This window comes from Desulfosporosinus sp. Sb-LF, assembly GCF_004766055.1.
In the GTDB taxonomy this organism is placed as follows: Bacteria; Bacillota; Desulfitobacteriia; order Desulfitobacteriales; family Desulfitobacteriaceae; genus Desulfosporosinus.
Map to the genome: position 1 here is coordinate 68714 of NZ_SPQR01000014.1, position 10519 is coordinate 79232.

Annotated in this window: 8 protein-coding genes; 3 read left to right on the top strand and 5 right to left on the bottom strand. The window is 39.0% G+C overall.

The window, feature by feature from the left end; all coding sequences use genetic code 11:
* Nucleotides 1-39: 39 nt before the first annotated feature.
* Both E4K68_RS17290 and E4K68_RS17295 read right to left on the bottom strand, forming a co-directional pair.
* Nucleotides 40-672, bottom strand: a complete 633-nt coding sequence (locus tag E4K68_RS17290) for a corrinoid protein (protein WP_135380168.1) — start codon at nt 670-672, stop codon at nt 40-42.
* 29 nt (nt 673-701) lie between these two features.
* Nucleotides 702-1505, bottom strand: coding sequence for a methyltetrahydrofolate cobalamin methyltransferase (locus tag E4K68_RS17295; RefSeq protein ID WP_135380169.1), 804 nt, complete (start codon nt 1503-1505; stop codon nt 702-704).
* A 237-nt stretch (nt 1506-1742) separates the two neighbouring features.
* Between E4K68_RS17295 and E4K68_RS17300 the strand changes: the two genes are divergently transcribed.
* Nucleotides 1743-2984 carry a helix-turn-helix domain-containing protein gene (locus tag E4K68_RS17300; protein WP_135380170.1) on the top strand — a complete coding sequence of 414 codons (1242 nt, stop codon included), beginning with the start codon at nt 1743-1745 and terminating at the stop codon, nt 2982-2984.
* A gap of 950 nt (nt 2985-3934) precedes the next feature.
* A complete protein-coding gene (galU, locus tag E4K68_RS17310; RefSeq protein ID WP_135380171.1) occupies nt 3935-4819 on the top strand; it encodes a UTP--glucose-1-phosphate uridylyltransferase GalU in 885 nt (294 codons plus the stop codon).
* 212 nt (nt 4820-5031) lie between these two features.
* On the opposite strand, the gene E4K68_RS17315 is transcribed toward galU, so the two are convergent.
* The 3 genes from E4K68_RS17315 to E4K68_RS17325 form a co-directional block, all read right to left on the bottom strand.
* Entirely contained in the window at nt 5032-5223 is a 192-nt protein-coding gene (locus E4K68_RS17315; RefSeq protein WP_135380172.1) for a hypothetical protein, read from the bottom strand.
* Between the two features lie 114 nt (nt 5224-5337).
* Nucleotides 5338-6279: an NAD-dependent epimerase/dehydratase family protein gene (locus tag E4K68_RS17320; protein WP_135380173.1), complete on the bottom strand. Its 942-nt coding sequence runs from the start codon at nt 6277-6279 to the stop codon at nt 5338-5340.
* Nucleotides 6276-7556: a UDP-glucose/GDP-mannose dehydrogenase family protein gene (locus E4K68_RS17325; protein WP_135380174.1), complete on the bottom strand. Its 1281-nt coding sequence runs from the start codon at nt 7554-7556 to the stop codon at nt 6276-6278. Before E4K68_RS17325 ends, E4K68_RS17320 begins: the two co-directional genes overlap by 4 nt.
* A gap of 168 nt (nt 7557-7724) precedes the next feature.
* Between E4K68_RS17325 and E4K68_RS17330 the strand changes: the two genes are divergently transcribed.
* Nucleotides 7725-10223, top strand: coding sequence for a CotS family spore coat protein (locus E4K68_RS17330; protein WP_199241816.1), 2499 nt, complete (start codon nt 7725-7727; stop codon nt 10221-10223).
* The last annotated feature ends 296 nt before the right edge of the window (nt 10224-10519 follow it).

Here is a 10519-nt window from a genome sequence, read left to right on the forward strand (position 1 = left end):
CTATTTACTCCTCGCTTTGCACATTTAACCCTAAAAGGATTATGCATTTACCAATTCTTTGGCTTTTACTGCAGCACTCCCGGCATCGGGAGCGAATCCGTCTGCTCCCATTTCATCCGCCATCTCCTGGGTTATAGGCGCACCGCCGACAATGACCTTGAACCCTGTTAATCCACTGGTTTTGAGCGCTTGAACAGTTTCCTTCATTGCCGACATTGTTGTAGTCAGAAGGCCTGAGCAGGCCACTAAGTTTACATTGTTATTTTCTTTAATAGCACTAATAAATTTCTCTGTTGAAACGTCTACGCCAAGGTCGATCATTTTAAACCCAACACTTTCAAGCATCATGGTAACAAGATTTTTACCAATATCATGAAGATCGCCTTGCACTGTACCGATAACACAGGTGCCTAAAGAAGATGTGCTCGTACCCGTGAGAAGAGGTTTAAGCACGTCGACACCCTTGGACATTGCTTTAGCAGCCATCAGCATTTCAGGTACGAAAACTTCTCCTTTGGAAAATTTGTCACCAACAATACCCATAGAGTCAATCATGGCTTGGAGTATATCTCCCGCTGCGTTCCCTTCGTCAAGTGCTTCCTGTACCAAACCTGGAACGAGTTTAGCTTTTCCTGCCTCTAGCTTTGCTTTTACTTCTTCAATCTTTGTCATGTTGAATTCCTCCTTGTGATTTTGTTCTATTATTTTTGAGGACCAAATTTATCTTCCCGGTAAGCTCCGATGTATTCCATGCAGTATTCATCCTGTCCTAAGAGCGCTTCAGTGGCATAGATCATGCCCATCATATCTCTGTTTAGTGGGTTGATAATCGCACTGTCCATCCCTGCGTTCATTCCCAGTACGATGAAGGCCTGATTAACGAGTTTTCTAGTAGGGAGATTATAGGAAATATTGCTTGCTCCTCCAGTTATATGAATTTTCGGATATTGTTTTTTGATTTCTTTAGTTACCGCTACAACCGTGTTTATTCCATCTTCCGAAGTACACAGCATCTGAACTAAGGGATCAATATGCAAACGAGATGGATCAATGTTACTTTCTTTGGCCTTTTTCATAATTCCAGCAAAAACTTCCAAACGTTTTTCTGCATTCTGGGGAATTCCAGTGTCATCGCATAAGAGGGCGACACATTCCCATTGCGTATCAGCTATTATTGGAAAGATGACTTCAATCTTATCTCCTTCCAAGGAGACCGAATTGATAAGACCGGGTTTATTGCAGAATTTAATTGCTTCTGCACAGATCCGTACATTTGGACTGTCAATAGCAATGGGTGTATCTGTAACCTCTTGTACCAGATCAATAAGCCACTTCATGGTTTCCAGTTCAATGCTGTCTTCTACTGAGGCACACACATCAATGAAGGCAGCACCTGCCTCTGATTGAGCTTTAGCAAGATTTCTAATGAAATCTGCATCCTTTGAAGCAATTGCTTTTGCTACGGAAGGAATTGTTCCGTTGACTTTTTCACCAATAATTATCAAAACCGTCAACTCCCTTTTGAATTTTAGCTGATATTTTTGAAAATCGATAGCGTATCATACAGCTTATTTCATGCTAAAATACAAGTAACAAAATTTTATCCCCTTTCCTTTTCAGAATAGCAACTTAACTGTATATATGAATATTCGATTTTTTTAAAATACTACCTTTGGTCAATTTGACAAAAAATACGGTGTATACAGTATGTGATGCACTATGTCTTGGACAAGGAGGTCTTTATGGAACAGAATTTGCATTTCTCTCAAATTTCCTTGAGGTTATTCAAAACGCTTAGCGAGGCATCAGGCCTGCAAGCCCTTGTCGATCTAGGGTACGAAATTCTAGGCAACCCGTTTACGATAACCGACCATAGTGTAAAAGTTCTTGCTTCAACTGGTGAAACCAAAGTAACCGATGACCCAGTCTGGAACGAGCTTAAAATGAATAATCACTTTATCTTTCAGACCTATTCGTATTATGTGAGGAATAGTTTGTTTAACGAGATAACAAGGAATGAAGCTCCATTTTACTGGTCGGATCCTTACTGTAAATATCGCAGACTGATCGGGAAGATACGTATTAACAAAAGAGATGTTGCCATCCTGGTGGCATGCGCCCATAACCGGGATTTTAAAGAAAGAGATGAGGAATTGGTCTCTCTGCTTTGTGATGCCTTTTCAATCGAGTTACAAAAAACTAAATATATTGATTTCTCTCAGGTACTGATGCATCAAAACTTTTTGTACGATTTGCTTAATGGGATGTACGAAGACGAACGATTAATCGTCGAACGTCTGAAGATCTTAGGTTTAAAGTTTAAACGCAAACTGTTTGTAATAAATATTGATATCCAGAACTTAGATCGATCAAAATCTACCCTTCCTTACATGAGGGATGAAGTTGAGAATAAATTAGTTAACGCGAAAGCAATCGTCTATAATCAAAACGTTGTAGTACTTGCCAGTTGTGAAAATGACAGGCATTTTCAAGAGATTGAATTGAAGAACTTAAAAGAATTCATTCATAACAATAATCTGCGAGCTGGAATCAGTCGCCCGTTTTTAAAATTAACGGATGTAAAGGAACATTACCTTGAATCAACCGAGGCAATAAAGTTAGGAAATCTGATGAATAAGAAGCAGAGTTTTTACAAATACGAAGATTACCTTATTTTCGATTTAATAAATAGCTATTCCGATACCCAAAAATGGAAAAAGTTTATTCATCAATCCTTAATTAGACTGATTGAATATGATAAGGAAAACGGCACAGATTATTTCCGCAGCTTTTACACCTATTTGTGCAATTTTAAAAATGTTAAAGATTCAGCGACTATTTTGAATATCCATCGAAACACCTTGTTTCATAGGATGGAAAAAATAGAAAGTCTTTTAGATGTTGATTTAAATGACGGTGATGTATTATTTCAACTTTATCTATCCTATAAAATCCTGGAATTTCTCAAAATCGCCTTGCCCTGAAAGTAATACAAAGAGCGCCAATCAGTCTGTAAATCTGATTTGGCGCCCTTTTTTGTTTTTCCAACTAACCGAAAAACCAGTTTTGCGAAACTCATTGTTCTTTAGCATGAAATTCAGTTCATTAAAACTTTTAATTCTTAGCAAAAAACCAAAAAGTACAGGCAAAATTACTTGACCTGTGCTATATGTTGGGTAACTCTTCCGTCAGACAATTTATTCAAACCACGTTCGATGTGGTAAACATTCCTCATATAGTTTACTAATTTTGCAAAATAGTTCGTTCTCATTTCATCCTCTTTTCCTTAACCATTTTACTACTTTTTGAATGGATAAGGTGTGACATGTCTCACACCGTTTTGAGTCACTAACCAATACCTTTAAATCTCAAAGGATGGGGTAAAAAAAATGTCTCCCCACTCTATCCCATAAGTCCAAAGAAATATATCACTTATTACCGAAACCACAATATATAGTGATGATATGAGTGGGTTTACGCATTATCTTGTGGTGTCTTTTCTATCGAGCCGAACCGTGTCTCAACGTGCCGTGGTCACAGCAATATGACTATAAAAAAATATGTTTCCTCAATCAAGGGTATACTCCTTTTTTTGTCTAAGGAAACATATCTGATATTCATTTCAACCCAGTAATATCAATACTTTGAAGTTTATTAATTTACTCGATATAGCACTATTATCGTCTCCACGTGCCCTGTCACCCCAAAAGAGCTATATTTCTTATAGTATTATTACCAGTGACCAGGGTGGATCGGTCATTGCCTTTTTCTCACCAGTAGGGACTCGTCTCATATTAGTATGTATTTAAATTGAACACACAGACCTCGGCCAATGCGGCTTCCCCGTTCCTTATCTTTACCGGCTTAAAGCGTAAAGAAATGGGAGTTTCAATAATTATATAAGATGCATATTATATTTAAAAAAGGAGTTAACATGGAAACAAACTTTAAAATACGAAAAGCCGTTATTCCCGCCGCAGGTTTAGGAACTCGTTTTCTACCTTTTACCAAATCTCAGCCAAAGGAAATGTTGCCAATCATCGATAAACCAACGATTCAGTTCATTATTGAAGAAGCTGTAAATTCAGGAATTGATAGCATTATTATTATCACTGGTCGAAATAAACGAGCTATAGAAGATCATTTTGATTATTCAATTGAGCTAGAGACATTTTTGAAAAATACTGGGAAGCAGGATCTTTTAGATATCGTTCAAGATATTTCCAAATTGGCAGATATTCACTACATTCGTCAAAAGGAAGCACTAGGTTTAGGTCATGCTATCTATACTGCTCGTAAGTTCATTGGAAACGAGCCCTTCGCAGTGCTCCTAGGTGATGACGTGATTTACTCTGAGATACCCTGTCTGAAACAAATGATTACTGTATATGAACAATACGGTACTCCAGTTCTAGGGGTTCAACAGGTTTCGCAGGAAGACGTTTCTAAATATGGTATTGTTGATGGGGAAGTAAAATGTGATCGAATTTATAAAGCTCGGAATCTCATTGAAAAACCTAACCCAAAGGACGCTCCTGCTACACGTTTAGCGATCATGGGGCGATATATAATTAGTCCTGACATCTTTGACATTTTAGAAAACCTTACACCTGGAAAAGGCGGAGAAATACAACTGACCGACGGTTTGCGAGAACTTAGTAAAAAGCACGATATTCTTGCCTATGATTTTAAAGGTCGTCGGTATGATGTAGGCGATAAATTTGGTTTTCTCCAGGCAAATATTGAGTACGGGCTACGAAGCAAGGAATTCTCTGACACGCTTATGCAATATTTAAGAGAGTTAGTCTTTCGATCCTAGCTTATTGAGCACTTTGAGTCGCAATAAAATAATCGAGAGGAATGGCCCAGTAAAGAGCCATTCCTCTCGATTATTTTATTTCACTATATCGTGTAATCTATCCCGACTTAATAGATAGAGGGTTAGTGACTATTAATTACATTAACCCTACGTTCAGATGGGCTAGTTACTAAAGTGCTTTATAGTTGTCTTTCTATCCTATCTCTACCTCATCATTCGTCGTCATCGTCATCGTCATCATCTTCGTCATCTTCGTCTATCTCTTCGACTTCCTCTTCAATTATTTTATTAACAAAATCGAATTTCAAGACTTGACCGTCCGCAAACTTTACCTTTACCTTATCTAGCTCTTTTTCATTGGCCAGTGTACTTTGAACCTGTTGTAATAATTCATCTTTGTTCATATTCTTTCCACCTTTCTGTAATTTATAAACTTTAAAAAAACTTGTTCATAAGATAATTGGAAGGACTTGCTAGTTCATTATATGATTTATCTAAGCCATTAGTGCCTTCCTTTTTCATAGCATTTGTACAAAATCATTGATTTGGGAGGTTAGGCCGTTTTTTAAGGTAATTACTGGATTATAATCAAGAAGTTGTTGTGCTTTCGTTATATCAGCCAACGTATCCCGTGGTTCTCCTTTGAGGCCTTCCGTAAATTCTAAAGTTGCCTTTCTACCGATTAGCTCTTCCAGCTGCGTAATAACGTCTAAGACGGATGCACGTTCTCTGCCACCGAGATTAATCGTTTCTCCAATCACATTCTCTGCTTTTAGGACTGCAACAGTTCCTTCTACGCAATCCCTAATAAAGGTAAAATCACGTGTCTGCGATCCATCACCATATATTTGAAGGGGTTCGTCATTTAGGATACCTTTGATGAATCGATGAAACGCCATATCTGAACGTTGTCTCGGTCCATACACGGTAAAATATCTTAAAATGACAATTGGTATATTATAGCTTGTTTGGTAAACCTTGCACAGATATTCAGCAGTTAGCTTACTCACTCCGTATGGTGAAAGTGGAGTTGGAATGGAATCCTCTGTTACTTTTCCCACTTTTTCGCCATAAACCGAAGATGTCGAAATATAGATGAACTTTTTGAGAGGGAATTTACGCACTGCTTCTAATAGTAGCTGAGTAACTACGATGTTATGGTCAACATAGGCTTGAAAGTCGGTTCCCCAGCTCGTGCGCACACCGGGCATAGCCGCTAAATGATAGACAACTTGAACGCCGCCCAATAGGCTCTCCAAATCGGCTCGACGGAGATCAATTTCATGAAATTGAAAATGAGGATGCGTAAGCAACCGTCTAAGATTCCTCTGTTTCGTCTGATTAAGAGAAGGATTGATAAACCCATCGACTCCGATGACATCGCAATCGCTGATTTGCAGCAATCGTTCACAAAGATGTGAGCCAATAAAACCAGCGGCCCCAGTCACTAATATTTTCATCGTTTACCAACTCCCAAGTAAAGTAATCCTTGTTTCCTAACAATTTTTCCATCAATACAATTTCTAGCATCAAGAATGATTGAACCCTTCATCCTTGATTTTACTTCTAACCAATTGCATTTGAGAAATTGATCCCATTCTGTAGCAATAATCAGAGCATCTGAATTGCAAACCGATTCGTACTGATCAAGATAGGAAGAAACACCTGAAAATTCAAGTTGCACCATTGGATCATAAGTGTGAACATAACAACCCTTTTGGACAAGTTGCTTAATAAGACGAATGGCTGGAGAGAAACGTTGATCATCCGTACCGGGTTTAAAGGTTACACCCCAAACCGTGATCTGTTTACCGAGCAGTTCAGGAAGTACCGTACTTAGTTTATTCAAGTAGAGTTCAATTTGAGTATGATTGATCTCCATGACTGCATCGAGAAGCTTTGTCTCCGTTTTTTGGCTTATTGCTGAATGTTTAAGAGAACTTAAATCTTTGGGTAGACATGACCCGCCAAAACCTAGTCCTGCATTTAAGAAATGCCGACCAATTCGCGGGTCCGTCCCCAACCCTCTGGCAAGGTCGTTATACTCCACCTCATAAGCATCACATATACGAGCCATTTCATTAGAGAACGAGATTTTCGTGGCTAGAAAGGCATTACTAGCATATTTAATCAGTTCTGCTCCTGTTAAACTGGTAAAGATATAGGGAGCCCTTCCTCTTTTATAGAGATTTTTCAGGACTTTGACGGGCCGATCTGTCTTTGTGCCAAAAACTAATTTATTGGGATGATAAATATCCCATAATGCGGATCCTTCCCGTAAAAATTCAGGATTAGATACGATATCAAAAAAATCGTCTGCTATGCCCATTTCGACTAACGTTTGGTGAATCCATTCATTAGTTCCTGGCGGGACAGTACTCTTTGTAATTATGATTTTATAATCACTGATCGTTGAAGCAATGATTTTAACAACATGGTTAATAAAACTTAGATCGCAACTTCCATCTTCCTTAGATGGTGTGCCAACGGCAATTAGAATAATTGGATAATCTCTAATGCTCTCTTCCACATAAGATGAAAAATGAAGTCTCTTTTCTTTGCAATTTTTTTCAATCATTTCTTCTAATCCCGGTTCATATATGGGTACCTTACCTTGATGAAGACTATCGATTTTTGATTGTTCTATATCTACACATTGAACGTCATGTCCAAAATCCGCTAAAGCTGTTGCTGTTGTAAGCCCTACATAACCGGCACCTACTACGCATATTCTCATAAATCAGCCACCCACTTACAATCCATATTTTGTAATTTTATGTATTATATTCATGCAACCGTATAGGGGGTTACAAATTTAAGCATGGTCATTGACGCATGCACTGATTCCATAATCAATAAAGCAGAATAGATTATATTAATAGTTGATAATGGTGGAGGGGAAGATGTGGAAGACTATCTAATTCAACCGTGGGATAGCTACGATCAGCAACCAGGTATTAATTTGGATATGTGGGTACCTCCAGAAATTGATGAATTAGCACAGCGGGTAATCACATACTACGACATGGAAGTCCATGAAAGAATATTAATCACCTCAAAGCCGGATAAAGGTGGGGCTATCTGGAAAATCGAAACCGATAAAGGGCCTCGCAGTTTGAAGGTTCTACACCGCAAGCCGATTAGAAGTCTCTTCAGCGTAGGGGCACAAGACTACATTGTAAAACAAGGAGGAAGGGTCCCAGAATTAAAAAAGACCAAGGAAGGCGCCCTCTATGTCGAAGGGGGTGGAAAGTTATGGATTGTCACAGATTGGATTGAAACCCTCACTCCAGCAAGTAAGGATCTAGAGGGTGCTCAGGCTTTATGTTACGGATTGGGGGAGTTCCATAGGCATTCCCAGGGGTATATTCCACCAGCAAGTTCCAAAAGAGCTTCTAGATTATATCGTTGGCCCGCTTATTATCAGAAAATTATTAAGAAAATTGGCTGGTTTCGCCAGATCTCCAAGGCTTACAACGATCTTCCAAGTAGTCAAACCCTTCTATCTCATGTCGAGATATTTGAGCGACAGGCGCTTGATGCATTGTCCCTTCTTGAGCAATCATCTTATGCTCATATGGTTTCGATGGGTGAAGAGCACTGGGGACTTGTTCACCAAGATTACGGATGGTCGAATGGACAACTTGGCTCTGGCGGTCTGTGGGTAATCGATTTAGATGGGGTGGCCTACGATTTACCGATTCGGGATCTGCGAAAGCTTATTTCGAGCACGATGGACGACTTGGGGCAGTGGGATGTTACTTGGATTCAGGGTATGATCGATGCCTACCATCAGGCAAATCCACTCGATGTAGAAACTTACGAGATACTATTAAACGATCTGGCATTTCCCAATGAATTCTATAAACACATTAAAGAGATGCTATTAGATCCTATTAGCTTTATTAATAATGAATTAGAACAAATTATTCAGCGTCTTACGCTCTTAGAAAGAACAAAGGGGTTGGCATTAGCTGAACTACAACTTGACAAGCATAAATACCAAACGGGTAACTATGCTTCAAGACCTGATATTGATCCAGAAACTCTTCAATTGATGCAAATAAAGGCAACGACAGATAACACCACATTACCCAGACTACTCAACAATGAAGATACCCTCTTAAATTCAGATGAAATTCGAGAAGATTATTTTCTTCAAAAGCATAAGCTTCTTATGGAAATGAATCGTCTTGCGAACAAAGGTGGTCTTACAGAAAATAACTTCTTACAAAAGAACGAATACCCTAAATTGAAGGTACTAATGATCTGTACGGAAAAGTTACCAATCCCGCCTGTACGTGGTGGAGCTATTCAAACCTATATCGAAGGAATTTCAGGAATTCTAAGTCAACAACATGACTTAACGATCTTAGGAACGACAGACCCTTCATTACCTCTTGAAGAATATAGAAATAATATTCAGTATGTTAGAATAGATAGCGAACAAGCGTTTGAGATTTATGCTAAAAAGGTTGTTGATTTCCTTAAGACTAACCGTTTCGATCTTATTCATGCATTTAATCGACCTCGGCTTATTCCATTAATCCGTGACATCGCTCCACATTCAAGAATAATTTTAAGTATGCATAACGATATGTTTGGTACTAATAAGATTCACCCAAAAGATGCACTAACCGCAATAGCTGAAGTAGAACAGATCGTTACAGTCAGTGATTATGTTGGAAATACCATCAGCAGTCTATATCCTTTAGCGGCTTCGAAAGTCCACACGATTTATTCGGGAGTAACTCTAGATACTTTTGTTCCTTGGAGAAATTCTAAAGAAGCGACACAGATTCGTCGAAAACTTCGGAAAGACTTTAATCTAGAAGACAAAACGGTTATTTTGTTTGTTGGACGATTAACCCCCAAAAAGGGAACAGATTTACTAATTCATGCGCTCAATGAGATTCAATCATATGATTCGAATATTGCCCTGGTGATCGTGGGCGGAACATGGTACAGTGTCGACAAAGTAACCGATTATGTGGCCTATGTTCGCGCACTAGCGGAGAGAGCTTCTTTTCCTGTGATCACGACCGGTTATGTATCTGCTGATCTTATTCATCAGTGGTTTTGGGCGGGAGATATCTTCGTGTGCCCTTCTCAGTGGCAAGAACCGCTAGCTCGTGTCCATTATGAAGCCATGGCTGCAAGTTTGCCCTTTCTTACGACGGCGAGAGGCGGTAATCCAGAAATTGTAATCAATCAAAATGGGTTAATCGTCGATAGCCCCGAGGACTCCATTGAATTTGCCGAGAAGCTAAAAATTCTCCTATCCGATCCCGAACTCTGTCAGAGAATGGGCCAGACTGGTAGGCGACTAGCGGAAGAACGATTCAGTTGGGAGCGGGTAGCACACGAGGTCTTAGAAGCATGGAATCCTAGATTCAATCAATAAGCGAATATTGAGACCGAGAGTGCTGCTAGGGATTTAGATAAATTTGAAGGTTCAAGTAAGGTTCAAGTTTCGGGCAAGGGTAAAAAATCCATAAATATTAAGAAAAGTCAAATGGTGGATAAAAAAATAAGTTTTAGACCCAAACCAAATCAACTTTTACTCCACTCTTCAACTCAAAAACAAAGTGCGTTGGTGTGAGAATTTCTGGTATGCTACCCCCAGATAGGACAGTGAAATAAAAAACTGTTCAGTCTGGGGGTAATTATGTCACAACAGAGAAAAATTCCAGTAGATGA